Source organism: Pseudomonas sp. UBA6323, assembly GCF_002439135.1.
Classification (GTDB): Bacteria; Pseudomonadota; Gammaproteobacteria; order Pseudomonadales; family Pseudomonadaceae; genus Aquipseudomonas.
Genome location: NZ_DJSX01000034.1, coordinates 55,365 through 80,069 on the forward strand (window position 1 = coordinate 55,365; position 24,705 = coordinate 80,069).

27 protein-coding genes and 1 pseudogene are annotated in these 24,705 nt (G+C 63.6%); 13 read left to right on the plus strand and 15 right to left on the minus strand.

What is annotated here, in order from left to right; all coding sequences use genetic code 11:
* Window positions 1-3 precede the first annotated feature (3 nt).
* Window positions 4-342, plus strand: coding sequence for a hypothetical protein (locus tag B3P22_RS06965; protein ID WP_296270472.1), 339 nt, complete (start codon window positions 4-6; stop codon window positions 340-342).
* A 63-nt stretch (window positions 343-405) separates the two neighbouring features.
* Here B3P22_RS06965 and B3P22_RS06970 read toward each other — a convergent pair whose 3' ends face one another.
* From B3P22_RS06970 to B3P22_RS06985, 4 genes are all read right to left on the minus strand, one after another.
* Window positions 406-1,113: a type 1 glutamine amidotransferase gene (locus tag B3P22_RS06970; protein ID WP_296270473.1), complete on the minus strand. Its 708-nt coding sequence runs from the start codon at window positions 1,111-1,113 to the stop codon at window positions 406-408.
* 120 nt (window positions 1,114-1,233) lie between these two features.
* The gene (locus tag B3P22_RS06975; RefSeq protein WP_275546120.1) at window positions 1,234-1,578 is read right to left on the minus strand and encodes a ribonuclease E inhibitor RraB; all 345 of its coding nucleotides are present in this window, start codon (window positions 1,576-1,578) and stop codon (window positions 1,234-1,236) included.
* 360 nt (window positions 1,579-1,938) lie between these two features.
* Window positions 1,939-2,868, minus strand: coding sequence for an alpha/beta hydrolase (locus B3P22_RS06980; RefSeq protein ID WP_296270474.1), 930 nt, complete (start codon window positions 2,866-2,868; stop codon window positions 1,939-1,941).
* Window positions 2,852-4,327, minus strand: a complete 1,476-nt coding sequence (locus B3P22_RS06985; protein WP_296270475.1) for a flavin-containing monooxygenase — start codon at window positions 4,325-4,327, stop codon at window positions 2,852-2,854. Before B3P22_RS06985 ends, B3P22_RS06980 begins: the two co-directional genes overlap by 17 nt.
* Before the next feature lie 103 nt (window positions 4,328-4,430).
* Between B3P22_RS06985 and B3P22_RS06990 the strand changes: the two genes are divergently transcribed.
* Window positions 4,431-5,450, plus strand: coding sequence for an AraC family transcriptional regulator (locus tag B3P22_RS06990; RefSeq protein WP_296270476.1), 1,020 nt, complete (start codon window positions 4,431-4,433; stop codon window positions 5,448-5,450).
* A gap of 4 nt (window positions 5,451-5,454) precedes the next feature.
* Here B3P22_RS06990 and B3P22_RS06995 read toward each other — a convergent pair whose 3' ends face one another.
* The 6 genes and pseudogenes from B3P22_RS06995 to B3P22_RS07020 form a co-directional block, all read right to left on the minus strand.
* Window positions 5,455-5,637 carry a DUF1289 domain-containing protein gene (locus B3P22_RS06995; protein ID WP_296270477.1) on the minus strand — a complete coding sequence of 61 codons (183 nt, stop codon included), beginning with the start codon at window positions 5,635-5,637 and terminating at the stop codon, window positions 5,455-5,457.
* 108 nt (window positions 5,638-5,745) lie between these two features.
* Window positions 5,746-6,522 (minus strand): annotated as a pseudogene (gene scpB, locus B3P22_RS07000) (SMC-Scp complex subunit ScpB); the annotation flags it as partial.
* A complete protein-coding gene (locus B3P22_RS07005) occupies window positions 6,519-7,217 on the minus strand; it encodes a segregation and condensation protein A (RefSeq protein WP_275546199.1) in 699 nt (232 codons plus the stop codon). The gene B3P22_RS07005 and the pseudogene scpB, both read right to left, overlap by 4 nt.
* Window positions 7,218-7,357: 140 nt before the next feature.
* On the minus strand, window positions 7,358-8,572 hold the full coding sequence (locus tag B3P22_RS07010) for a tryptophan--tRNA ligase (protein WP_296270479.1): 1,215 nt from the start codon (window positions 8,570-8,572) through the stop codon (window positions 7,358-7,360).
* 71 nt (window positions 8,573-8,643) lie between these two features.
* Complete coding sequence (locus B3P22_RS07015) at window positions 8,644-9,270, minus strand: L-threonylcarbamoyladenylate synthase (protein ID WP_197856591.1); 627 nt, start codon at window positions 9,268-9,270, stop codon at window positions 8,644-8,646.
* A 13-nt stretch (window positions 9,271-9,283) separates the two neighbouring features.
* Window positions 9,284-10,150: a PHP domain-containing protein gene (locus B3P22_RS07020; RefSeq protein ID WP_197856592.1), complete on the minus strand. Its 867-nt coding sequence runs from the start codon at window positions 10,148-10,150 to the stop codon at window positions 9,284-9,286.
* A 118-nt stretch (window positions 10,151-10,268) separates the two neighbouring features.
* Here B3P22_RS07020 and B3P22_RS07025 point away from each other — a divergent pair, with 118 nt between their 5' ends.
* From B3P22_RS07025 to B3P22_RS07045, 5 genes are all read left to right on the plus strand, one after another.
* The gene (locus tag B3P22_RS07025; protein ID WP_197856593.1) at window positions 10,269-10,568 is read left to right on the plus strand and encodes a YciI family protein; all 300 of its coding nucleotides are present in this window, start codon (window positions 10,269-10,271) and stop codon (window positions 10,566-10,568) included.
* A 41-nt stretch (window positions 10,569-10,609) separates the two neighbouring features.
* Entirely contained in the window at window positions 10,610-10,993 is a 384-nt protein-coding gene (locus tag B3P22_RS07030; protein WP_296270480.1) for a translation initiation factor 2 (IF-2, GTPase), read from the plus strand.
* Between the two features lie 4 nt (window positions 10,994-10,997).
* A complete protein-coding gene (locus B3P22_RS07035; protein ID WP_296270481.1) occupies window positions 10,998-11,675 on the plus strand; it encodes a response regulator transcription factor in 678 nt (225 codons plus the stop codon).
* A gap of 278 nt (window positions 11,676-11,953) precedes the next feature.
* Window positions 11,954-12,361, plus strand: a complete 408-nt coding sequence (locus B3P22_RS07040; RefSeq protein ID WP_197856596.1) for a Spy/CpxP family protein refolding chaperone — start codon at window positions 11,954-11,956, stop codon at window positions 12,359-12,361.
* A 63-nt stretch (window positions 12,362-12,424) separates the two neighbouring features.
* Window positions 12,425-13,753 (plus strand): sensor histidine kinase, encoded by a 1,329-nt coding sequence (locus tag B3P22_RS07045; RefSeq protein WP_296270482.1) that lies wholly within the window; start codon window positions 12,425-12,427, stop codon window positions 13,751-13,753.
* Window positions 13,754-13,764: 11 nt separating this feature from the next.
* Here B3P22_RS07045 and B3P22_RS07050 read toward each other — a convergent pair whose 3' ends face one another.
* Together B3P22_RS07050 and B3P22_RS07055 are read right to left on the minus strand one after the other, a co-directional pair.
* The gene (locus tag B3P22_RS07050; protein ID WP_296270483.1) at window positions 13,765-14,325 is read right to left on the minus strand and encodes a nitroreductase family protein; all 561 of its coding nucleotides are present in this window, start codon (window positions 14,323-14,325) and stop codon (window positions 13,765-13,767) included.
* Window positions 14,326-14,488: 163 nt separating this feature from the next.
* A complete protein-coding gene (locus tag B3P22_RS07055) occupies window positions 14,489-14,860 on the minus strand; it encodes a YkgJ family cysteine cluster protein (protein ID WP_296270484.1) in 372 nt (123 codons plus the stop codon).
* A gap of 322 nt (window positions 14,861-15,182) precedes the next feature.
* Here B3P22_RS07055 and B3P22_RS07060 point away from each other — a divergent pair, with 322 nt between their 5' ends.
* Both B3P22_RS07060 and B3P22_RS07065 read left to right on the plus strand, forming a co-directional pair.
* Window positions 15,183-16,637, plus strand: a complete 1,455-nt coding sequence (locus B3P22_RS07060) for a TrkH family potassium uptake protein (protein ID WP_197856600.1) — start codon at window positions 15,183-15,185, stop codon at window positions 16,635-16,637.
* Between the two features lie 3 nt (window positions 16,638-16,640).
* Window positions 16,641-18,095 carry a TrkH family potassium uptake protein gene (locus B3P22_RS07065; protein WP_197856601.1) on the plus strand — a complete coding sequence of 485 codons (1,455 nt, stop codon included), beginning with the start codon at window positions 16,641-16,643 and terminating at the stop codon, window positions 18,093-18,095.
* A gap of 9 nt (window positions 18,096-18,104) precedes the next feature.
* Here B3P22_RS07065 and B3P22_RS07070 read toward each other — a convergent pair whose 3' ends face one another.
* Window positions 18,105-19,115 carry an AraC family transcriptional regulator gene (locus B3P22_RS07070; protein WP_296270485.1) on the minus strand — a complete coding sequence of 337 codons (1,011 nt, stop codon included), beginning with the start codon at window positions 19,113-19,115 and terminating at the stop codon, window positions 18,105-18,107.
* A gap of 129 nt (window positions 19,116-19,244) precedes the next feature.
* Between B3P22_RS07070 and B3P22_RS07075 the strand changes: the two genes are divergently transcribed.
* From B3P22_RS07075 to B3P22_RS07085, 3 genes are all read left to right on the plus strand, one after another.
* Entirely contained in the window at window positions 19,245-19,562 is a 318-nt protein-coding gene (locus B3P22_RS07075) for an Mpo1-like protein (protein ID WP_296270486.1), read from the plus strand.
* A gap of 39 nt (window positions 19,563-19,601) precedes the next feature.
* The gene (locus B3P22_RS07080) at window positions 19,602-20,189 is read left to right on the plus strand and encodes an HD domain-containing protein (RefSeq protein WP_296270487.1); all 588 of its coding nucleotides are present in this window, start codon (window positions 19,602-19,604) and stop codon (window positions 20,187-20,189) included.
* 157 nt (window positions 20,190-20,346) lie between these two features.
* Window positions 20,347-21,735 carry an adenylate/guanylate cyclase domain-containing protein gene (locus B3P22_RS07085; RefSeq protein WP_296270488.1) on the plus strand — a complete coding sequence of 463 codons (1,389 nt, stop codon included), beginning with the start codon at window positions 20,347-20,349 and terminating at the stop codon, window positions 21,733-21,735.
* Window positions 21,736-21,952: 217 nt separating this feature from the next.
* Here B3P22_RS07085 and B3P22_RS07090 read toward each other — a convergent pair whose 3' ends face one another.
* Together B3P22_RS07090 and B3P22_RS07095 are read right to left on the minus strand one after the other, a co-directional pair.
* Window positions 21,953-22,993 (minus strand): glycosyltransferase family 4 protein, encoded by a 1,041-nt coding sequence (locus tag B3P22_RS07090; protein ID WP_296270489.1) that lies wholly within the window; start codon window positions 22,991-22,993, stop codon window positions 21,953-21,955.
* Window positions 22,990-23,808 carry a UDP-2,3-diacylglucosamine diphosphatase gene (locus tag B3P22_RS07095; RefSeq protein ID WP_197856606.1) on the minus strand — a complete coding sequence of 273 codons (819 nt, stop codon included), beginning with the start codon at window positions 23,806-23,808 and terminating at the stop codon, window positions 22,990-22,992. Before B3P22_RS07095 ends, B3P22_RS07090 begins: the two co-directional genes overlap by 4 nt.
* 134 nt (window positions 23,809-23,942) lie before the next feature.
* On the opposite strand from B3P22_RS07095, the gene B3P22_RS07100 reads away from it, so the two are divergent.
* On the plus strand, window positions 23,943-24,689 hold the full coding sequence (locus tag B3P22_RS07100) for an AraC family transcriptional regulator (RefSeq protein WP_296270490.1): 747 nt from the start codon (window positions 23,943-23,945) through the stop codon (window positions 24,687-24,689).
* Window positions 24,690-24,705 lie beyond the last annotated feature (16 nt).

Here is a 24,705-nt window from a genome sequence, read left to right on the forward strand (position 1 = left end):
GTAATGATGCGAGCACTCAAGTATCTGCTGATCACCCTCGGCGCCGCCCTGTTCATGGCGCTGGTGGCACTGCTAATCAACATTGCTGCCCGGGACACGGAGGCAACCTATGAGCTCAGAGGGCGCTACAAGCCCTCCGTCGACGGCAAGACCTACCTGGTCATCGAAGACGATAACGGTGGTCACTGCGGGACACTTTCTGTAGACGGCGCGCCCTGGCCGCACCGCCCCCATGAACCTGGTGAAATAAAGCCGGGGATACGCGCCATCCGTTGCGGCGCAGCGGTTGATCTCGAGATCAAACCCGGCAATATCTACTACTTCGATTACTGGGGACCGTAGAAACCAGAACAGGGAATCGCCGACCGTACAGGAGCTAAGCCAGCCGGTGCGGCTTTACGCCTCTCAGAGTCCGGCCAGCTTCAGCCAGTGCGTATAGAAACCTTCTGCGACACGGTTCAGCGCCCCGACCTTCTCGCTCAGGTTTTCGCGCATCTCATCAATGCTCTGCTGGCTGGGCTGGCTTGCATCGAGCAGGTGCGCCCAGTCGTCGAGCCAGCGCTGGATCAGCGCCTCGGTCATTTCCGGGTGCCCCTGCAGCGCCAGTACCTTGTCACCCCAGGCGAACGCCTGGTTGTCGCACCAGCGGCTGCTCAGCAGAGGCTGCGCCCCTTCCGGCATGGCAAAGGTGTCACCGTGCCACTGGAAGATGCTGAACGACTCGGGCAAATGTGCCAGCCAGGGACTGCCGGCTGACTCTGAGCGACGCTGCATGAGCTGGAAACCGGCTTCGGTGTAGGGCATACGGCGCACGCTGGCGCCGAGCGCCCTGGCCAACAACTGGCCGCCCAGGCAGTGGCCGATGATGGGAATGTCGCGCGCGATCAAGCGCTGCAGCGCAGTCACCTCGTCGGCAATCCAGGGCAGCGGGTCGTTTACGCTCATCGGTCCGCCCATCACGGCGACCGCCTTGGGCCGCTGCAGGTCGTAGCCGTGCAATTCGCCCAGGTCGACGCGCAGCACGTCGAAGCTGCAGCCACGCGCCTGCAGCACCTGCGCCAGGTGGGCTGGCGGGCAATAATCGATATGAGTCAGGATCAGAACATCAGCCATGAGCACCTCCGCCGCGCAGTCTGCGCGAGAAGAAGTGGCGAGTCGAGATAGGCTGGGGTTGAAGCCATCGGCCGGACAACCGGCCGATGGTCTGTGCTGGTAAATGCCGCTGCATTCACCCTAGCGCATGGCTGACGCTTTCACCTCCTGCGTGACGCCCCAGCCGTCCATCTTGCCGCCCAGCGGGACGACGATGGACTCCAGGTCATGTTCGAATTCGCCGATACCGGCATGGGTGGCGTACATCACTTTGCTGATCTGCAGGTGCCAGACGCCGTCCTCGCGGGCGGATATCTGGGCGTTGAGCGACTCGCCGCGAAAGTTTCTGGCGGCCATTCTGGCCCGTTCTTCGTCGGGGAAGATGGCGTAGAACTCGATCGGGTGAAACTGGGCGAAGTCGAATCCCCCTTCTTTCATCCGACGCAGCACCAAAGTGCTGGAGTCTTCGTGGAAGGCTGTGCTCATAAACGACCCCCTCTCAGGCTATGGATGGATAAACCGCTTTCCCATTGCGACCGCCCTGCGGACGGTGTCGCGACCCCTGTCGGGCATCTCTAAAAACGGCTTTTTAGAGAGTTCCAGTTGGTGCCGCCCCGAGAATCGAGCAGGTGCTCGATGTGTCTACTGCAAGCGTATCGACGACTGCCCGGCAGAGCGCCAGGCGGAAACCGTCTTTTCAAGGGTAGTCGCTGAACGAGGGTTTGGCGTCAGATGGAAAGCCTTTGTGACAAAGCCGGCGACCAGCGGCAATTGGCCAGCGTAAACCACAGGGCTCGAACGAGCGGCTCTAAACTCCGCGAGCGGCCCGCTGGAGGGCCTGCCCCCTCACACGCCTCGCTCACGGAGAAAGCCCACCACACGGGCGATGGCGTAATCCGCAGCGCGCAGCACGCCGACATGCGCCTGGAATACGTGCCACAAGGCCGGATAGCGCTCCAGGCGCACAGTCACCCCGGCCGCCTTGGCGCGCTCGGCCAGACGCAAGCTGTCATTGAGCAGCAACTCGTCTTCGCCCACCTGGATCAACGTCGGCGGCAAGCGGCTGAGATCGGCGAACAGCGGTGACATGCCCGGGTCATTGTGGGGTAGGTCGGGCGGGCAGTAGAGCTCGGCGGCTTGTTCGATCCAGCGCGGGTGAATCAACGGATCGCCGGCGGGCGGCTCGTGCATGTGCTCACCAGTAAAATCGGTGGCCGGCGAGAAGCACACCAGCGCTGCTGGCACCGGCAGGCCGAGCTCGATGATGCGCAGGCAGCCGACCAGGCTCAGGTTGCCGCCAGCCGAATCGCCACCAATGGCGATCTGCTGCGGCCCATAGCCCGCTTCCAGCAGCGCCTCGTAAGCGGCCACCACATCATCGCGCGCCGCCGGATAGGGATGCTCCGGCGCCAGGCGATAGTCCAGCGCACAGACCTCCAGAGCGCCGCGCTTGGCCAGGTTGGCGCAGATACCGCGATGGGTATCCGGCCCGCCGATCATGAAGGCGCCGCCGTGCAGATAGAGCAGCACGCTGCCGCTGCTGGCAGGCGGCCGATGCCATTCGCAGGGCCGCCCGGCCAGGGTCGCCGCGCTGCGGCTGACCCCGCGCGGCGTCAGGGTGATGGCGGTGAGCACGCGCAAGATGCGGCGCTGCGCCCGCACCGGCATCGGCGGCCGCACCAGGCCGCGAAAGAACAGGCGCAGAAAGCCGCGCAGCAGGCCACGCAGCAGCATTTGTTCAGCGGCCGGGGCTTTGAAATCAGCGGACGCAGTCATAGTCGGCAAGCTCCGGAGTGCGGGTCATGAGTCGATAGGTGAAGGTGAAACCCGGCCAGTTATTGGTGTGCTTGCCGGTAGCGGTCTTGTACCAGCTGTCGCAGCCCTGTGCCCATATCGTTCGATGAGTCGCCTGTTGCAGGCCGGCGTTGTAGTTGCGTTGCACCGCCGGGCGCAGATCGAGATAGCGCAGCCCCTGCTCGCGCAGCGCGCGCAGGCAGCCCAGCACATAGGCGTACTGGCTCTCCAGCATATAGAGAATGGAGTTGTGGCCAAGGTTGGTGTTCGGCCCATAGAGCAGGAACAGGTTGGGAAAGCCACTGACGCTAATACCCTTGTAAGCCTCGGCACCGTCCTTCCAGGCCTGGTTCAGGTCCACACCATCAAGGCCGCGAATACGCATCGGCGCGAGGAAATCGGTGGCGGTGAAGCCGGTGCCGTAGATCAGCACATCGCAGGGATGCTCACGACCATCGGCCGTCACCAGCGAATGCTCGCGCACCTCACGAATCGCCGAATCGACGATCTCGACATTGGCCTGCGCCAACGCCGGGAAGTAGTCGTTACTGATCAGGATGCGCTTGCAGCCCATGGGATAGTCCGGCTGCAACCGCGCTCGCTTGCCGGCATCGGGCAGTTGTCGCCGCAGATGGCGAGTGAAGCTGTGGCGAAACAGGCGCATCAGCCAGGGAAAGCGGATGAACGCCAGCGCACGGCCCTCGTGATGCAGGTATTGCAGCAGGCGGTCGGCGCGTTGCCACAGAGGGAAACGCTGTTTCAAGGCGATCTCCCAGGCGCGGTAGAGACGATCAGGCTTGGCCAGCACATAAGCGGCCGAGCGCTGGAACAGGTGCAGGCAGGCCACCTTCGGCTGGATCTGCGGTACGAACTGGATCGCCGATGCGCCGGTCCCGATCACCGCCACGCGCTTGCCGGTCAGGTCGAGATCATGGCGCCAGCGCGCCGAGTGAAAAGCCTCGCCGCGAAAGTGCTCCAGGCCAGGCAGCTTCGGGTAAGCCGGCCGATTGAGCTGGCCACAGGCGCTGACCAGCGCCTGCGCCTCGATCACCTCGCCTCCCGCCAGTTCGACCCGCCAGACGCACCGCTCGGCATCGAATTCGGCGCCGAGCACCTCGCTGTTCAGGCGGATATGCGGGCGCAACCGGTGTTTCTCCACGCATTGCAGAATATAAGCGTGGATTTCCGCCTGGGGCGCGAACTTGCGCGACCAGTCGTGCTTGGGCTCGAAGGAGAACGAATACAAGTGCGAAGGCACGTCGCAGGCGGCGCCCGGGTAGCTGTTGTCGCGCCAGGTGCCGCCGACTTCGGCAGATTTTTCCAACAGCAGGAAGTCGTCGTCACCGGCCTTGCGCAACTGCATGGCCAGGCCCAGACCGGCAAAACCGCTGCCGATGATCAGTACGCGCCAGGGCGTGTTCGTACGGGGGTTGTTATTCATTGTGGTCTCCCCGACCGTGTATGCCGATGAGCAGATGCTACTTGCCGCGACACGCCCCGGTTATGGCATAGTCGGCCAGGGTATTGTGATTTTCGGACAATCTATGTCAGCACCCTGGCCCGCACGACGCAGCATCACCAGCATTCAGCTACTGACCCAGCTAGGCCTCGATCTCGGCCTGAGCCTGGACAGATGCCTGCGCGAGACGGGGCTCAGCCCCGTGCAACTGGCCAGCCCGAACGGCGAAGTCGAAGCCCGGCGCGAGTTACGGCTGATCAGCAACCTGATCGGCGCGCTGCCCGCAGTCGAAGACCTTGGTCTGCAGGCCGGTCGGCGCTACCACGTGACCAGCTATGGCGCCTGGGGCTACGCCATTCTCAGCAGCGCCACGGTGCGCCAGGCCGCCGAGCTGGGCCTGCGCTATCACGGCCTGACCTACGCGTTCACCCGCATCAGCCTGAGCGTGGATGACGCTGTCGCCAGCCTGCACTTTGATGACAGCGCCCTCCCGCCGGCGCAGCATGACTTCATCGTACAACGCGACATGCTCGGCGCCCTGGTGGTGGTACGCGAGCTGCTCGGCAGCACGCTGCGATTGCTGGACGTGGAACTGCGCCAGGCCGCGCCGGCCGATCTCTCGCCTTTCATCGCCGCCTTCGGCCAGACGCCCCGCTTCGGCGCGGCGGGCAATCGAATGGGATTTGCCGCCGAGTTGCTGGACAACCCGCTACCGCGGGCCAATCCAGAACTGGTCAAGGCCTGTGAGCAACAATGCCAGGCATTGCTGGCGCGTCATCAATGGCACCAGGGTCTGGCCGGGCGCGTGCGTGAGTTGCTGCTGCAATCGCCAGGACAGATTGCCGATATGGAGCGCATAGCAGAGCGCCTGCACCTGAGCAGCCGTACCCTGCGGCGGCGCCTGATCGAAGAAGGCACCCGCTTCCGCACCTTGCAGGACGATGTGCGCCAGGCCCTGGCCGAAGAACTGCTGGCTGCCGGAGGCCTGAGCCTGGAGGAAATCGCCGAGCGCCTGGGTTATGGCGAACTGTCGAACTTCATCCATGCCTTCAAGCGCTGGAAAGGCATTACGCCAGGGCGCTATCAGCGCGAGGCGGTCGGCTGAACCGCTACCCCCTGCGCCGCCCGGTCGCCTCCAGTGCCAGCAAGCGCATATCGGCCTGAGCCAACAGAGCCAGGCGCTCGTGCTTGTCCAGGCGCTTCCAGCCCTTGATTTCCTGGCGGCTGCGGCCGCAGCCCAGGCAGATGTCTTTTTCGAATTCACAGACCTTGATGCAGGGATTCTTGCTCATTGCGTCTCCTAGACCAGGACGGGTCGGATGCAGGCAAGAATAAAGGTCTGGGTAAGCGAGCGTGATTGAAGGATTCGATACCCGGCTTAAACGTTGTCAATGCAACGGCTGATCGCCATCCAGTTCGCTTTCGACTGGCTCGCCCTCGCTCTCCTCGGCCAGACGCAGGTCATCGAAGTCGGTCTTGAGACCCTGCTCCATGTCTTCGAGCTCGGCCAGCAGGCTGCGGAAGCTGGTCTCTTCACGCGGCTCGGCCGCCTCGCCTTCCTCCTGCAGGGCCAGGTCAGCGCGCGCCTGCAAGCCTGCCGGCACTTCGGCGTCGTCATCCAGCGCCAGTTCGGGCTCTGGCTCGAGCTCGCGCAGCGCTGCGAGCGGCGGCAGTTCGTCGAGACTCTTCAGGTTGAAGTGATCGAGAAAGCCCTTGGTGGTGGCGAACATCGCCGGGCGACCCGGTACGTCACGATAGCCCACCACACGAATCCACTCACGCTCCAGCAACGTCTTGGTGATGTTGCTGTTGACCGCAACACCACGCACGTCCTCGATCTCACCGCGCGTGATCGGCTGGCGGTAGGCGATCAGCGCCAGGGTTTCCAGCAATGCACGGGAATAGCGCTGCGGGCGTTCCTCCCAGAGCCGGCCGACCCAGGGGGCGAAGCGTTCGCGGATCTGCAGGCGATAGCCCGAGGCCACTTCCTTCAGCTCGAAGGCGCGGCCCTCGCAGATTTGCCGTAGGATCTCCAGCGCCGCCTTGAACTGCGCCGGCTCGGGCCGCTCGCCCTCTTCGAAAAGCTCGAAAAGACGTTCGAGCGATTGCGCCTTGCCGGAGGCCAGCAGAAAGGCTTCGAGCAACTGGGCCAGGTCTTTGGGGTCGTTCAGGTTCATTCGGCACGGGCTCGGACGTGAATGGCGGCAAACGGCTCATTCTGCACCAGCTCCACCAAAGATTCCTTGATCAATTCGAGCACCGCCATGAAGGTCACCACCACGCCGAGCCGCCCCTCTTCGGCAGCGAAGAGCTCGACGAAAGGCACGAACGCCCCGCCCTTGAGGCGTTCCAGCACTTCGCTCATACGCTCGCGGGTGGACAATGCCTCGCGGGTGACCTGATGGCTTTCGAACATGTCGGCGCGGCGCAGCACTTCGGCCATCGACAGCAGCACCTCTTCCAGGCTGACGTCCGGCAGCAGCTTGCGCGCCCGGGCCTCGGGAGCGTCCAGCTTGGGTACGGTCACGTCGCGGCCGACGCGCGGCAGTTCATCGATGCCTTCGGCAGCGGCCTTGAAACGCTCGTACTCCTGCAGGCGGCGGATCAGCTCGGCGCGCGGGTCGTCCTCTTCTTCCTCGGCCTCGGCCGAGCGCGGCAGGAGCATGCGCGACTTGATCTCGGCGAGCATGGCGGCCATGACCAGGTATTCCGCAGCCAGCTCCAGGCGCACGGATTTCATCAGCTCGACATAGCCCATGTACTGCTTGGTGATCTCGGCCACGGGAATATCGAGGATGTCGATGTTCTGCTTGCGAATCAGATAGAGCAGCAGATCCAGCGGCCCCTCGAAGGCTTCGAGGAAGACTTCCAGGGCATCCGGGGGAATGTAAAGATCCAGCGGCAACTCGGTGACCGCCTCGCCGTAGACCAGGGCGAACGGCAGCTCCTGCTGGGCGCCGGCCTGGCTGTCCACGGCTGGCGTGGCGGTTTCACTCATCGGCCGCTGCTCCTTCAACGATGGTTCAGGCCCATGGCCATGCGCACTTCGGCCAGGGTGTTGCGCGCCTCGTCACGCGCCCGTTCGGCGCCTTCGGCAAGAATGCTGCGCACCAGGTCCGGGCTGTCCTCGTAATCCATGGCGCGTTGCTGCAGCGGCGCCAGTTCGGCCTGCAGCGCCGAGCACAGCGCGTTCTTGCAATCGAGGCAGCCAATCGAGGCGCTGCGGCAACCGTCGATGACCCAGTGCAATTGCTCGTTGTCGGAATACAACTGATGCAGCGACCAGACCGGGCAGCGCTGCGGCTCACCCGGATCGTCGCGGTGCACGCGCGCCGGGTCGGTGGGCATGCGCCGCAGCTTTTCCTCGATCTCGGCATCGCTGTCGCGCAGAAATATCGCATTGCCGCTGGACTTGGCCATCTTCTGCCCATCCAGGCCGGGCACCCGGGAAAACTCGGTGAGCAGCGGCTGCGGCTCGTTCAGAATCACCTTGCCGCCACCTTCGAGGTAGCCGTACAGACGCTCCTGATCGCCCAGAGTGATGCTGGTCTGCTCCTTGAGCAAGGCGCGCGCCGTCTCCAGCGCCTGGGCATCGCCCTGCTCCTGGTAGGCCTTGCGCAGGTTGCTGTAGAGCTTGCCGACTTTCTTGCCCAGCTTGCCGATGGCGGCCTCGGCCTTGAGTTCGAAATCCGGCTCGCTGCCATACAGGTGGTTGAAGCGGCGCGCCACTTCGCGGGCAAATTCGATGTGCGGCAGCTGGTCCGCCCCGACCGGCACCTGGCCGGCGCGATACAGCAGGATGTCCGCCGCCTGCAGCAGGGGATAGCCGAGAAAGCCGTAGGTGGAGAGGTCCTTGCCGCTGTGGCGCTCCTGCTGTTCCTTGTAGGACGGCACGCGCTCGAGCCAGCTGAGCGGGCAGATCATCGACAGCAGCAGGTGCAGCTCGGCGTGTTCCGGCACTTGCGATTGCACGAACAGTGTCGCGGAGCTGGGGCTGACGCCCGCGGCCAGCCAGTCCACGGCCACGTCCATGACGTGCTGGGAAAGCTGGCCGGCATCGGCGTATTCGGTGGTCAGCGCATGCCAGTCGACGATGCAGAAGAAGCAGTCGTACTCGTGCTGCAACCTGACCCAGCTCTTCAGCACGCCGTGATAGTGCCCGAGGTGCAGACGACCGCTAGGACGCATCCCTGACAGCACCCGACGTTCGGAGTCGTTAAGGCTCAAACCGTTCTATCCAAAATCCAGACAAGACCACGGAGTATAGGGTAGCTGCGCCCACAACGGAAAAGCCGGCGTCAGAGATCGTCGAACGGCGTCGGGTCGCCGCATCCGACGCGCAGCACTTCCGGGCTGTCGTCAGCGAGATTGACCACGGTGGACGCTTCCAGCCCGCCAAAACCGCCGTCGATGATCAGCTCGACATGGTGCTCGAGAATCTGGCGCATTTCGTAAGGGTCGGACATCGGCAGCTCTTCGCCCGGCATGATCAGACTGACGCTCATCAGCGGCTCACCCAGTTGCTCCAGCAATGCCAGGGCGATGGGATGACTGGGCACGCGGATGCCAATGGTGCGGCGCTTGGGATGCAGCAGCATGCGCGGCACTTCGCGGGTGGCGTTGAGAATGAAGGTGTAGGGGCCAGGGGTGTGGTTCTTCAACAGGCGGAAGGCGGTGGTATCGACCTTGGCGAACAGGCCGATCTGCGACAGGTCGCGGCATACCAGGGTGAAATTGTGCTTGTCGTCGAGCTGGCGCAGGCGGCGAATGCGTTCGACCGCGTTCTTGTCGCCAATGGCGCAGCCAAGGGCGTAGGACGAGTCGGTAGGATAGACCACCACGCCGCCGCCTCGAATGATTTCCACGGCCTGTTTTATCAGGCGTGCTTGTGGGTTTTCCGGGTGAACCTGGAAAAATTGACTCACGCTTGCTCCCTGCTCATGAAGTGACAGCGGATGGCTGTGCATGTTCGAAGCGCTCCCAGAGCGCAGTCAGGTCATCAGGCAACGGGCGGTACATGCCCAACTCCGACCAGTCGCCCGGCGCATGGAAATCGCTACCGACGCTGGCCATCAAGCCAAACTCGCGCGCCAGAATCGCCAGGCCACCGACTTGTTCGGCCGGCTGCATGCCATTGACCACTTCCAGGGCATGACCACCCGCTGCCGCGAAGTCGGCTACCAGGCGTCGACGCTTACTGCGAGTAAAGTCGTATTGCCACGGATGCGCCAGGCTGATCCAGGCCCTGGCCGAACGCAAGGTGGCAACGGTTTCTTCCAGCGCAGGCCAATGCTGCTTGACGTCGCCCAACTTGCCCGAGCCCAGCCATTTGCGAAACGCCTCGGCGCGATCCCGCACATGGCCGGCACGCACCAGAAACTCGGCAAAATGTGGACGCGCCGGCGCGTTGCCACTGTCGCCCAATTCCTGTTGGACAGCACGTGCGCCTTCAAGTGCGCCCGGCATGCCCTTGGCAGCCAGGCGTCGGTCGATTTCCTCGGCACGCTGCCAGCGCCCATGGTGCAGAGCGTCGATGGCAGCGCGCAGCGCGGGAGCTTCCCGCTCGAAGGCATACCCCAGCACATGGATGGTCGCCCCGCCCCAGGTGCAGGACAGTTCGATGCCATTGATCAGCTTCATGTCCAGGGCGGTCGCCGCGCGGCGCGCCTCATCGAGGCCTTCGAGGGTGTCATGGTCGGTCAGCGCCAGCAGCCGCACGCCGCGTTCGTGCGCCCGGGCCACCAGTACGGCGGGCGCAAGGGCGCCGTCTGAGGCGGTGCTGTGGCAGTGCAGATCGACAATCATGGCGGCGCTTTCGTTGAGATTGATGTTTGTTATTATGCCCCACATCTGTGCCAACGCCGTTGCCGTATGGCGCGAACACTTCACTCCCTCCCCGCTTCGACCCTAAATAAGGACTGAGATGCTCTACGCCATCATCGCCACCGACGTCGAAAATTCCCTGGAAAATCGTCTGGCCACCCGCCCCGCTCACCTCGCCCGTCTGGAGCAGTTGAAGCAGGAAGGTCGCCTGCTGCTGGCCGGCCCGCACCCGGCCATCGATAGTAACGATCCGGGCCCGGCGGGCTTCAGCGGCAGCCTGGTAGTTGCCGAGTTCGACTCGCTCGAGGACGCGCAGAACTGGGCCGATGCCGACCCGTACCGCGCAGCCGGGGTGTATGCCAGCGTAGTGGTCAAACCCTTCAAGAAAGTGCTGCCCTGACGTAGCACCATTCACGCGGCTTTCGCATACAAGGAATCGCGATGCGCACGATCCCGCTGTCCCTGCTGGTCACCCTGTTGCTGACCTGCGCCTCGCTGCAGGCAGAAGAAGAAAGTCTGCAACCTGCCCCAGAACAGGCAGCCGCAAGCGCTGAGCAGAGCGGGGAGCTCGAGCAGCGCCTGGCCCAAAGCGAGCAACTGCGCAACGAGCAGCAAGCCAGCAGCGCCGTGCAACTGCAGCGCCTGCGTCAGGAAAACCAACGCCTGCGCATGCAGCTCAAGGAAACCCAGGCGCAGACCCAGCCGCGCCTGCTCAGCGAGCATCAGACCTGGTTCGCCCTCGGCGCTGCCCTGAGCCTGGTGTCGATCTTGTTCGGCGCCCTGCTGCGAGGCTCGCGCAAGACTCGCCGCGAATGGATCAACTGAAGCCATGAGCCGTTTACTGCTGATCGATGACGACCAGGAGCTCTGCGAGCTGCTCGCCAGCTGGCTGACCCAGGAAGGCTTTCAGGTCACCGCCTGCCATGAAGCGGGCGGTGCGCGCCAGGCCCTTGCTTTACAGGCGCCTGACGCCGTGGTGCTCGATGTGATGCTGCCCGACGGCAGCGGCCTGGAATTGCTCAAGCAATTACGTGGCGAGCATCCGGAGTTGCCGGTGCTGATGCTTTCCGCCCGCGGCGAACCGCTGGATCGCATCCTCGGCCTGGAGCTGGGCGCCGATGACTACCTGGCCAAGCCGTGCGACCCTCGCGAGCTGACCGCACGCCTGCGTGCGGTACTCCGGCGCACCACCCCCGCCCCGGCCAGCAGCCAACTGGAACTGGGTGATCTCAGCTTCAGCCCCAACCGCGGCGTGGTCAGCATCGGCGGGCATGACGTTCCGCTGACGCTTTCCGAAAGCCGCCTGCTGGAGGCCCTGCTGCACCAACCGGGCGAGCCGGTGGACAAACAGGCGCTGGCACAGCTCGCCCTGGGCCGCAAACTGACTCTGTATGACCGCAGCCTGGATATGCACGTCAGCAATCTGCGCAAGAAACTCGGCCCGCACCCCGACGGCCGCCCGCGCATTCTCGCTCTGCGAAGTCGCGGCTATTACTACGCACCGTAATCGCTTGCCCCTTACGTAAACGCTCAGCAACATCGCCTTTACCCAAGCTTTACCCACGCCTGACTGCCCTTGACCTTGACCGCCGCATAATGAGCCCATCCGGTACTTACCGGCCTCGGAACCTGTTTACGACCTGCTGCGCGTCGGCCCTGCTGCGTTGAAAACAGACTCGGAATGCTCATGTACGACAGTACACTCCGCCTCCTCGTCTGTTTTCGCCTTGCATGACTCTAGCTCGCTAGATCGTTAAACAGGTTCTTCAGACAAGGAGAATCACCATGCGCAAGACCCTCACCGCCCTGCTGCTCGCTGCCACTCTGCCAACCCTGGCCTTCGCCATGCCCGACGGCGGCCCGCGCCACCATGACCGCGGCCATGGCATGTTCAAGGAGCTGAACCTGAGCAAGGAACAGCGCCAGGAATTCCGCAAATTGATGGGCGAGCAGATGAAGACCCATCGCGATATCACCAAACGCTACCTGGACAAGCTGCCGGAAGCCGAGAAGCAGGCCATGAAGAAGGAGCTGGACCAGGCCCGCACCAACCAGCACAAGGCCCTGCGTGACCTGCTCAATCCCGAGCAGCAGAAAGCCTTCGACGAGCATCAGAAAAAAATGGAAGCTCGTCGCGCTGAAATGGCCGAATTCAAGGCCTGGAAGGCCGAGAAGGACAGCAAGACCAACTGATCCGTTACCCTAAACCCGCCGCCGCGCTCGCCGAGCCCGGCGGCTTTTGCGTGAGGAATCACCGTGCGTTCACTGTTCTGGCGCATCCTGGCGAGCTTCTGGCTGGCCATCGCTCTGGTGGCCGGTTTGTCGCTCCTACTTGGCCGCGCCTTGAATCAGGACGCCTGGATACTCAGCATGCATCCAGGCCTGGACGACATCGACAGCGAGTGGGTCAAACGCTACGAACAGCAGGGACCGGCCGCGGCGCAGGACTTTCTCGAACGACGCAAACGCAAGTACCGCATCGACACCCAGGTGCTTGGCGAGAGCGGCCAACAACTGGTCAAAGGCACCTTTCCATCGCGCGCAGCGGCTTTCGAGGCGCGTCACGGCGATGACCGTCGCCTGCCCTGGCGCCGCTTGACGGCCGAATACACCAGCCCGCAAAGCGGCGAGAGCTATCTGTTCATCTACCGCATTCCGCATCCTGAACTCGCGGCCTGGCACCGCGGCAGCCTGTTCTGGCCGCTCAGCGCCCTGGCCATAGCCCTGGTAGTGCTGACGCTGTTCAGCCTGATGCTGACGCTGTCGATTACCCGCCCGCTGGATCGCCTGCGCGGCGCCGTGCACGACCTCGGTCAGACCGCCTATCAGCAAAACAGCCTGGCGCGCCTGGCCACTCGCCGTGACGAACTGGGCCTGCTGGCCAAGGACTTCAACCGCATGGGCGAGCGCCTGCAGGGGTTGATCGGCAGTCAGCGCCAGTTGCTGCGCGATGTGTCCCACGAGCTGCGTTCGCCCCTGGCACGCCTGCGCATCGCCCTGGCCCTGACAGAACGCGCCGATGCCGCCGAGCGGGAAAAACTCTGGCCACGGCTAGGCCAGGAATGTGATCGGCTGGAGGCGCTGATCAGCGAAATCCTCGCCCTCGCCCGCCTCGACGCCGACCCTGGCGCCGCTCAGCCGGTAGACCTGCGCGCACTGCTCGGCAAACTGCAGGAGGATGCGCGCCTGACCACACCCCAGCAGCCGCTGCAAATAGAGCTTGATCAGGGCGTGCAACTGGAAGGCTGGCCGGACATGCTGGAACGCGCGCTGGACAACCTGCTGCGCAATGCCCTGCGCTTCAGCCCCGTTGACCAGCCCGTGGTCATCGACGTGCAGCGCCAGGGGCAGGACGTCCTGCTCAGTGTGCGCGACCATGGCCCCGGCGTGGCCAGTGAATACCTGCGGCAGTTGGGCGAGCCCTTCTTCCGCGCGCCGGGTCAGAGCGGTTCCGGCCACGGACTCGGGCTGGCCATCGCACGTCGGGCGGCGCAGCGCCATGGCGGTGAACTGCTGCTGAGCAACCACCCCGAAGGCGGTTTCGTCGCCACGCTCAGGCTGCCGGCCAGGCAACAGGCAGCCTGAGCCCCGCTCGCTCAGCCCTGCCAGGCGCTGACGAAATCCTCGACGTTCACCTCAGGTGCGCGGCGCAATTCACGCTCCGGCGTGCCAAGGTACAGATAGGCGATGATCTGCTCGTCCGCCGTCAGGCCCAGCCCCTTGGCCACGTGGGCGTTGTAAGCCATATCACCGGTACGCCAGACCGCGCCGACACCCTGCGCATGCGCCGCCAGCAAGATGCCATGGGCAGCACAACCGGCAGCGATCACCTGCTCGGATGCAGGCACCTTGGGATGCGCCTGCACCCGGGCGATCACCACCACCAGCAACGGCGCGCGCAGCGGCATGCTACGCGCCTTGCTCAGAGCCTCCGGCGCAGCCTGCGCATCGGCGACCTGCAAAGCGTCGGCGAACAGCTCGCCCATGCGTTCACGCGCCTGCCCTTCGACCGTGAGAAAGCGCCAGGGGCGCAGTTGGCCATGATCCGGCGCGCGCAACGCCGCGCGAAACAGCAGATCACGCTGCGCCGCGTCCGGAGCCGGGCCCACCAGGCGAGGAACGGAAACACGGTTGAGCAGTGCGTCGAGAGCCTCCATCGGCCACCTCCTTAAAACAAAGAAGGCGCATTCTCGATGCTGCAAGCTGCAAGCTGCAAGCTGACCAACGCACGGAGCGGATGTCGGAGCCTGTCAGGTCGTAGCCCGGATGCAATCCGCGGATCGCCGGCGCTGGTTTGCAGCCTGTGGTTTGTGGCGGCTCTCAGGCTACCCGGTCGGGCGAAATCACCGGCTGCACCGGCGGCGTCAGCGGCGGCAGGCCATGGGCCTGGCGCGCTTCATCGCAACGCGGGTTGTGCACACCGTTTTCCCAGGATGCCTCGAACTCGCGGCAACTGCTCGAACGCTGTTCGTACAGGGTGCAGCGCACTCCACAACCGACATCGCCCAGCAGTTGGGTACAGCGCGCCGGCTTGCTCTCGGTACCACGCATGGCGACGTAGTGAGGGCTGATCTGGATGACCTGCTCGTCCGGAACGCTACCGCCCGCGGATTGACACTCGCCCCAGAAGAAGGACACACGAAAAAACGCGCAGCAGGCGCCGCACGTGAGGCAGGGATTAGCTTCGGACATTTGAGGAAAACTCGGAAACCGACGGACGCCGGCAACTGGCGGCTATTCTATGCTTGGCTATACGCTTGTAAAGCCCCTTCACCGGGCACGTGTGAAAACTACTGCGCTCGGCCAGGCTGCGTTAAAAACAGGCTCGTGCGCGAGTCCGATCAAAATGCTCATTTACAGCTCGTAAACTGCGTTTTCTCACCTGTTTTGTGGGGCCGCCATCGGTATTGCCTGACCTTCGCTCGCTACGTTTCCACACACCCGACTGTTCCGGTTTACAGCTGCCCGTCCGCGGGTAGAATGGCGCACTTTAGAACCCGCCAGAGCCCTTTACATGGCCTTGCCGACGCTGCGCATCATCGGTTTCATCATCGGCATATTTCTTATTACCCTGGCGGTCAGCATGGCCATTCCTATGCTGACCCTGCTGATTTTCGAACACCCGGAAGACCTCAATGCCTTCCTCTGGTCCAGCCTGATCACCCTGATCACCGGGCTTGCGCTGGTGATTCCCGGCCGCCCGCAGAATGCCCAGTTACGTCCACGCGACATGTATCTGCTGACCACAGGAAGCTGGACACTGGTGTGCGCATTTGCTGCCCTGCCACTGATGCTGATCGCGCACATCAGCTACACCGACGCCGTCTTCGAGACCATGTCCGGCATCACCACCACCGGCTCGACCGTACTGACCGGGCTCGACAGCATGTCGCCCGGCATCCTGATCTGGCGCTCGATGCTGCAGTGGCTGGGCGGCATCGGCTTCATCGGCATGGCCGTGGCGATTCTGCCGCTGCTGCGCGTCGGTGGCATGCGCCTGTTCCAGACCGAATCCTCGGACTGGGGCGAGAAGGTAATGCCACGCTCGCACATGGCGGCCAAATACCTGCTGTTGCTCTACGTCGCGATCACCCTGTTCGGTGTGCTGGCCTACTGGGCGGCGGGGATGGAGCCTTTCGATGCGCTCAACCACGCGATGACCTCGATCTCCACCGGCGGTTACTCGACCTCCGACTCCTCGCTCGCGCACTGGCCACAACCGGCTGTGCACTGGACAGCGATCGTACTGATGCTGCTCGGCGGCATGCCCTTCATGCTCTATGTCGCCTTCGTCCGCGGCAATCGGCAGGCGCTGTTCAAGGATCATCAGGTCCGCGGCTTCATCGGTTTTCTGCTGCTCACCTGGCTGGTATTCGGCACCTGGCTGTGGATCAACTCGGACTACACCTGGCTCGACGCCTTTCGCATCGTCGCGGTGAATGTCACCTCCGTGGTCACCACCACCGGCTTCGCCCTGGGCGACTACACCACCTGGGGCAGCTTCGCCGTGCTGCTGTTCTTCTACCTGACCTTCGTCGGCGGCTGCTCGGGCTCTACGTCTGGCGGCCTGAAGATCTTCCGTTTCCAGGTCGCCTACGTGCTGCTCAAGGCCAACCTGATGCAGCTGGTGCATCCACGCGCGGTGATCAAGCAGCAATACAATAACCACAACCTGGATGAAGAGATCGTCCGCTCGCTGATCACCTTCTCCTTCTTTTTCACCATCACTATTGGCGTACTGGCTTTGGCCCTGACTCTGGTCGGCCTGGACTGGGTGACCGCACTGAGCGGCGCTGCCACCGCCGTGTGCAACGTCGGCCCCGGCCTCGGCCCGATCATCGGCCCGGCCGGCAACTTTGCCAGCCTGCCGGATTCGGCCAAGTGGCTGCTCAGCGCCGGCATGTTGCTCGGCCGCCTGGAAATTCTGACCGTGCTGGTGCTGGTCACCCGCAGCTTCTGGAAGCACTGACCGATGCCCATCTCCAGCCTGCGCATCCTCGCCTTCATCAATGGCATCTTCCTGGTCACCCTGGCAGTGAGCATGCTGGTGCCGGTAATCACCCTGTTGATTTTCGAACAGCCGCAAGACATCAATGCCTTTCTCTGGTCCAGCCTGATCACCGCGATCGCCGGCATCGCCATGATCGCTCAGGGCAGACCGAAGCAGACGCAGCTGCGCCCACGCGATATGTACATGCTCACCGTGTCGAGCTGGGTGATGGTGTCGATCTTCGCTGCGCTGCCGTTCGTCTTTGCCGAACGCGCGAGCATCACCGATGCCTATTTCGAGAGCATGTCGGGTATCACCGCCACTGGCGCCACGGTGTTCAGCGGCCTCGACGACATGTCTCCCGGCACGCTGATCTGGCGCTCGCTACTGCATTGGCTGGGCGGCATCGGCTTTATCGCGATGGCAGTGGCGATCCTGCCGATCCTGCGCATCGGCGGCATGCGTCTGTTCCAGACCGAATCTTCGGACCGCTCGGAGAAGATCATGCCGCGCTCGCACATGGTCGCCAAGTACATGGTGCTGGCCTATGTCGGCCTCAGCACACTCGCTGTGCTGGGCTTCTGGCTGGCGGGGATGGGGTTGTTCGACTCGATAAACCACGCCATGTCCGCTATCGCCACCGGCGGGTTTTCCACCTCGGACTCGTCATTGGGCAAATGGCAGGCACCGGCCATCCATTGGGTTGCCATCGTGGTAATGGTGCTTGGCAGTCTGCCCTTCGTACTCTACGTCGGCGCCCTGCGCGGCAATTACCGCGCCCTGCTGCGCGATGCCCAGGTGCACGGATTTCTGCTGTTGCTGGTGGGCAGTTGGTTCATCCTGGCCAGCTGGAAATGGCTCACAACGGACTTGTACTGGCTCGATGCGCTACGCCTGGTAGCCGTGAACATCACCTCGATCATGACCACAACCGGCTTCGCCGTGGGCGATTACCATATGTGGGGCCCCTTCGCGAGCATGATGTTCTTCTATCTGGGCTTCGTCGGCGGCTGCTCCGGCTCCACCGCCGGGGGCCTGAAGATCTTCCGTTTCCAGGTCGCCTATATCCTGCTCAAGGCCAACCTCAAACAGCTCATCCATCCCCGCGCGGTCATCAAGCAGCAGTACAACCGCCACCGGCTGGATGAAGATATCGTTCGCTCGATCCTCGCCTTCGCCTTCTTCTACACCATCACCATCGCCACCCTGGCGCTGGCGGTCGCCATGTGCGGAGTGGACTGGATCACCGCACTGACCGGCGCAGCGGCCATGGTGTCCGGCGTTGGCCCGGGAATGGGCGAGATGGTCGGCCCGGCCGGCAACTACGCCACCATTCCCGACCTGGCCAAATGGCTACTGAGCTTCGGCATGCTGCTCGGGCGCCTGGAAATCCTCACGGTGCTGGTGCTGCTGTTCCCGGCCTTCTGGCGTCACTGAGCGCGCGCACTACGCAAGCCCGCGACGCGCTCGGTATTCGCCAGGCGTTTCGCCGAACCAGCGGCGAAACGCCCGGAAGAAGTTGCTCGGATCGGCGAAGCCCAGTAGATAGGCTATCTCCAGCAGGGTCAGGTCGACCTGGCCGAGGTACTGTTCGGCCAGCTCACGGCGGGTGTCGTCGAGCAGTTGCTGATAGCTGGTGCCCTCCTCCTGCAAGCGCCGTTGCAGGGTGCGTTGCGACAGATGCAGCGTCTGCGCCACCACTTCGCGCCGTGGCTCGCCCTGTGGCAGCAGACGGCACAGCACTTGGCGTGCCTGGTGAGTGACCCGGCTGCTGCAGAAACGCGCCAGGTATTCGCCGGCGAAACGATCATGCAGTTGTGCCAGCGCTTCGTTGGCACTGGGCAGCGGCGATTCCAGATCGGCGCGCTCGAAGATCAGCCCGTAGTGCTCGGCATTGAACTTAAGCGGCGCCTGGAAAACCTGCTGATACGGGACCAGATCGGGCGGCGGCGGGCCTTGCAGACGAATCTCGCGCGGGCGCATGGGTTTGCCGGTCATCCAGCGGCAGAACGCCAGGCAGTAGGCCAGCGACGCCTCGGCGCTCTGCCGGGCCGGCGGCAGACGATCGCCATGAATGGCCAGGGTCAGGGCATAGCCGTCGGGTTGTGGCAGGAAATTCAGATCCGCGCCCTCGCCGATGATGCGCTGATAGCGCACCAGACGGGTGAAGCCGTCGCGCAGGTTGCGGCTGGACATCAGCGCGTAGCCCACCACATGGAAGGAGGCCGGGCGCACCACCTGCGCCATGTTCAGGCCAATCGCCGGGTTGCCCGACAGCGCCACGGCGCGCTGCCACAGACGGGTCATGCCATCCTGCGGGAAGCGCGCGTCCGGGTCGTTCAGGGCGGCGTAATCCATCTCCAGCTCGGCGAACAGGCTGATGCAGTCGACGCCGCCCAGCTCGAGCGCCTGCACGATGGCCAATGCCCAGTTGGAAGAGGTGGTTCTTTCACTCATCGTCTTGTTCTTATGATCAATCAGCAAGGCCATCGTTGGCGGCGCAAGGATACTAGACTGGCACCTTAAGTCAGTGGCCCACGGAGACAGCGCCTTTACACTGACCGTGACAATAACAGGAGGTGCGCCATGACCGCCCAGACCAACGAACGCTACCAGAGCTTTGCCGAGTTCTACCCCTACTACCTGCAGGAGCACAGCAATCCGGTATGCCGCCGCCTGCACTACGCGGGCAGCCTTCTGGTGCTGGCGATCCTCGCCTATGCCCTGCTCACGCAGCAATGGCTGTGGCTGCTGGCCATGCCGCTGGCCGGCTACGGCTTCGCCTGGGTCGGCCACTTCATCTTCGAGAAGAACCGGCCCGCCACCTTTCAGTATCCGCTGTACAGCCTGATGGGCGACTGGGTGATGCTCAAGGATGCCTTCACCGGCCGTATCCGTTTCTAATCGGCAGCTCACACTAAAACAACAAGAACGAGAAGAACCATGAATAGCCGAGCCCGCTTCACCCATATGCAGGACGGCCAGGTCGAGGACTGGGCCATCATCGCCCAGGACTTCGCCGCCTATGCCGCCCAGCTACCCTCACGCATCCTGGCTCACCTGCGCCTGCTCGATGGCGATTTCGGCGGCTTTCCGGTGGACCGCCTGACCCACTCGCTGCAAACGGCCACCCGCGCCTATCGCGACGGCCGTGACGAGGAGTACGTGATCTGCGCACTGCTGCACGACATCGGCGACACCCTTGGCAGCTACAACCATCCGGACATCGCTGCGGCCATCCTCAAGCCCTTCGTCAGCGCCGAGAACCACTGGATGGTGGAGAAACATGGCATTTTCCAGGGCTATTACTTCTTCCATCACCTGGGCATGGATCGCCACCTGCGCGACCAGTTCAAGGATCACCCGCAGTACCAGGCGACCATCGACTTCTGCGCCAGGTACGACGCCGCCGCCTTCGACCCGTACTACGAAAGCCTGCCGCTGAGTTTCTTCGAGCCGATGTTGCAGCGCGTGTTCGCCCGACCGAAGAACTCCATCTACCTGGCTGCCATGGACAGCGCCGGCGCCTGACCGCTGGCCACTGTTATGCCACCGTTCGGCGGCCATGCTTGGCTGGCCGCCACCCCTTGGTTATGATCCCCGCCCAGCGAGCCTCTGGCTCAGGTCTTGCAGACCAGCCAGGCGTCCAGCAGAGACGCCAGAAATCCAGCAGGGACAGTTCCAACCGATGAAGCCAGCAACCATCAGCCGCGCCAGCGGGCTGCCGACTCCGCCTTTGCGCGAATACTATTCGCGCGTGCTGGCCTATATAGCCGCCGCTGCCAGCATCGCGGCGGGTACCTACGTGGGCCACTTCGCCTACGACATTCTGTGGATGGTGCCCTACGCCCTGCTCTACCCCCATCTGGCGCACAATCTCAGCCGCCGGTTCAAGCGCGACCATGCCAGACAGACCGAGGTGACCCTGCTGGTCTTCGATGCCCTGCATGCTGGCGCGTACTGCGTACTGCTGGGTTTCGCCGTCGTGCCCAGCCTGATGTTCCTGCTGATCCTCTGCTTCAGCGCCCTGGTAGTCGGCGGTCTGCGCTATCTGGGTCTGGCGCTGCTGGTAGCCGCCAGTGGCACGGCGCTGTGCGCTGCGCTGGTGGATGTACAGCCCAATCCGGACACACCGACGCTGGTGGCACTGGTCAGCATCCTCTTCGCCACCCTGTACATCTGCATCACCGCGTACTTCGTCAACCAGCAGGGCCTGCGTCTGGCGCAGGTGCGCAGCGAGATCAAACGCGAGCAGGAAAAGGCCGCGCGCCTGGCGCGCAACCTGGCCAAGTACCTGTCGCCGCAGGTGTGGGAGTCGATCTTCACCGGCAAGAAAAGCGTGCGCCTGGAGACCCAGCGCAAGAAGCTCACGGTGTTCTTCTCCGATATCAAGGGCTTCACCGAACTGTCGGAAGAACTCGAAGCCGAAGCGCTGACTGACCTGCTCAACACCTACCTCAACGAAATGTCGAAGATCTGCCTGAAATACGGCGGCACCATCGACAAGTTCATCGGCGACTCGGTGATGGTGTTCTTCGGCGACCCCAGCAGCAACGGCGCCAGAAAGGATGCGGTCGCGGCGGTTTCCATGGCCATCGCCATGCGCAAGCACATGAAGGTGCTGCGCCAGCAGTGGCGCGCCCAGGGCATCACCAAGCCGCTGGAAATTCGCATGGGCCTCAACACCGGCTATTGCACCGTGGGCAACTTCGGCGCTGACACGCGCATGGACTACACCATCATCGGCCGCGACGTTAACCTCGCCAGCCGCCTGGAGAGCGCCGCCGAGTCCGGCGAGATCCTGATCTCCCACGAGACCTACTCGCTGGTCAAGGACGTGATCATGTGCCGCGACAAGGGCCAGATCACCGTCAAGGGCTTCACCCGCCCGGTGCAGATCTATCAGGTGGTGGATTTCCGCCGCGATCTGGGTGCCACCTCCAGCTACGTCGAGCACGAGCTGCCGGGCTTCTCCATGTATCTGGACACCAACGGCATCCAGAACTTCGACAAGGAGCGGGTGATCCAGGCGCTCAACCAGGCTGCTGAGAAGCTGCGCGACAAGGTCATTCTCTAATTCGCGGCTGAGGCCGCTTACATGAACGGTGCGTCTTCACCGTTCTCTGTAGGAGCGAATTTATTCGCGATGGATCAATCCAGAATCGCGAATAAATTCGCTCCTACAGTAAGCAGAACTCAATCCGGTGGTGATTGAGCGGCGCGCACGCAATGCATCCGAGCTACATGCTTCCCACAGGGCGCGTAGGAGCGGCTTCAGCCGCGATAAAAGCCGCTTACAAGGCGGTATCCGGTAACGCCTCAACCAACCTCACCGGCTCGCCATCGATCAGTGGCTGCAACGCCAGAAACTCCACCGCCGAAGCCCGCCAGGACTGCGCCGCAGCCAGTTCCGCGCAACGCCCTCGATCCAGCTCCAGCGCCGCCAGGCAGGCGCTGCGCAGATCCTCGTCCATCACCCCGCTCTGCCCTTGCAGCACAACGTCAAGCGGCCCTGCCACCGGGAAGGCCGCCACCGGCGTACCGCAGGCCAGCGCCTCCAGCATCACCAGGCCGTAAGTATCGGTACGCGAGGGAAAGACCAGCACCGAGGCATCCTGATAGCTCTCAGCCAATGTCTGGCCGTGGCGATAACCGAGAAAGCGCACCTGCGGATACTGCTGTTGCAGCGCCTCGCGCTGCGGGCCATCGCCGACCACGCATTTTTCGCCAGGCAGGTCCAGATCGAGAAAGGCCTGCAGGTTCTTTTCCGCAGCGATACGGCCGACATAGAGAAATACTGGTCGCAAAGGCCTTGGTCGCATCTCGTCCGGGCGAAACAAGCGCGTATCCACACCCTTGCGCCACAGTTGCAGCCTTTGCAGATCCCAGCCGGCGAACTCCTCGCGCAGGCGCTCGGTGGTCACCAGTACCGCCTGGCTGCGCCGATGGAAAGCGCGCAGCCAGGCGTAGCCCCAGCGTGGCGCGATCCACGGCCAGCGGGTACTGACGTATTCGGGAAAACGTGTGTGGATGGCCGTGGAGAAGGCCAGGCCACGCTTGGCCAGCCAGCGCCGCGCCGCCCAGCCCAGCGGCCCTTCCGTGGCGAGGTGAACACAGTCGGGACGAAAGTCGCGGATTGCCCCACCCACTCGCCAGAGGTCCCATACCAGTGGAATCTCCGGGTAAGTTGGGCAAGGCACGCTACGAAAATCCGCCGGTGACAGCAGCTTGACCTGATGACCCAGCGCGCGCAGCTCGGCGACCAGCGCGGCCAGACTGGTCACCACGCCATTGACCTGTGGCGACCAGGCGTCGGAGACGATCAGAATCCTCATGCGCCGGTCTCGAGCACGACGCCCTGCTCCTCGCCGGCTTGTCGCACCTGCGCTTCGGCCAGGCGATAGAGCTCGATCTGCCCGTCCCAGTGCTCGATCAACGCCGTGCAGGACTCCACCCAATCGCCGCAGTTCATGTATTCCACACCGCTCACCTGACGAATCTCGGCATGGTGGATGTGGCCGCAGACCACACCCTGCAGGCCGCGCTTGACGCATTCGTGGGCGATGGCTTCCTCGAAGTCGCTGATGAAGTTCACCGCGGTCTTGACCTTGTGCTTGAGGTAGGCCGAAAGCGACCAGTAGCCATAGCCCCAGCGGCTGCGCCAGTGGTTGAGCCAGCGGTTGAGGGTCAGGGTGAATTCGTAGGCCGAGTCGCCGAGGAAGGCCAGCCAGCGGTGGTAACGGGTGATCACGTCGAACTGGTCGCCATGGATCACCAGCAACTGGCGACCATCGGCCGTGACGTGCACCGCCTCGTCGACCAACTGGATATTGCCCAGCAGCAGACTGGAGTAGCGCCGGAGGAATTCGTCGTGGTTGCCGGTGACGTAGATCACCTCGGTGCCGCGCTTGCTCATGGTCAGCAGACGGCGGATGACGTTGGTGTGCGCCTGCGGCCAGTAGATGCCGCCGCGCAGCTTCCAGCCGTCGATGATGTCGCCCACCAGGTAGATGCGATCGGCATGGTAGCGCTTGAGGAAGGCCGCCAGATGCTCGGCCTGACAATCGCGAGTGCCGAGGTGCACGTCGGAAATCCACAGGGTACGGACACGTTGCTTGCGGCTGGGCTTGGCGAGCTGGGCGCTGGTCATGGGCGGCCTCCGGCTGGGTTTAGACGAGCTTGAGGCGTTGCGGTGAAAGACCTGTGACAGGCAAAAGACCGTTCGATGACGCAGCATCATCGCCAGCCAGGCGTTAAACTTCGCGCGCTGCCGAGGAAATTGTCATGTCCCCAATCCTGTCCCTGCGTCACTACAGCCACGAAGTGCTCAGCCACAGCCACGAACACGCCCAACTGGTGTTCGGCCTGGCTGGCGAACTGCAATTCGAAGTGGACGGTCAGGGCAGCCGGGTGCTGCGCCATCATCTGGCGGTGGTGCCGGCTGAATCGCGTCACACCTGCGGCAGCCCGCGCGGTAGTCAATGCCTGGTGCTAGACCTGCCGGCCAACGACTGGCTCGAGCGCCAGCTTGGCCACCATGCGAGCGATATCCAGCGTTTGCTGGACAAACCCAACGCCCTGCAGCTCGATCCGGCGCAGGGCCAACTGCTCAACTGGCTGGCCAGCAGCCCAGTCAATGACCCGGTCATCGCTGGCCAGGGCGCGGCTCTGCTGCTCGGCAGCCTGGCCTGCAGCCGCCTACATGCCGAAGCGACCGGCTTGCCGATGGCAGCCCTGGACCGCTATATCGAGCAGCACGCCGCGCATCCGCTGCAGGTGGCGGACCTGGCGCGCCTGGCCGGTCTGTCAGTGGCGCGCTTCCATGCGCGCTTTCTCGCCGAGACCGGGCGCACGCCCATGGAACACATTCGCCAGCGACGTCTGCAACTGGCCGAACAACTGTTGCGTTGCAGCGACCTGGCCGTTGGCGAAATCGCTTGCCGTGTCGGCTACAGCTCGCAAAGCGCCTTCACCGCAGCCCTCTCCCGTCACCTGGGCATGACGCCGCGGCAGGTGCGCCGCATTCGCTAGCCGTCTTCCGGGCGCC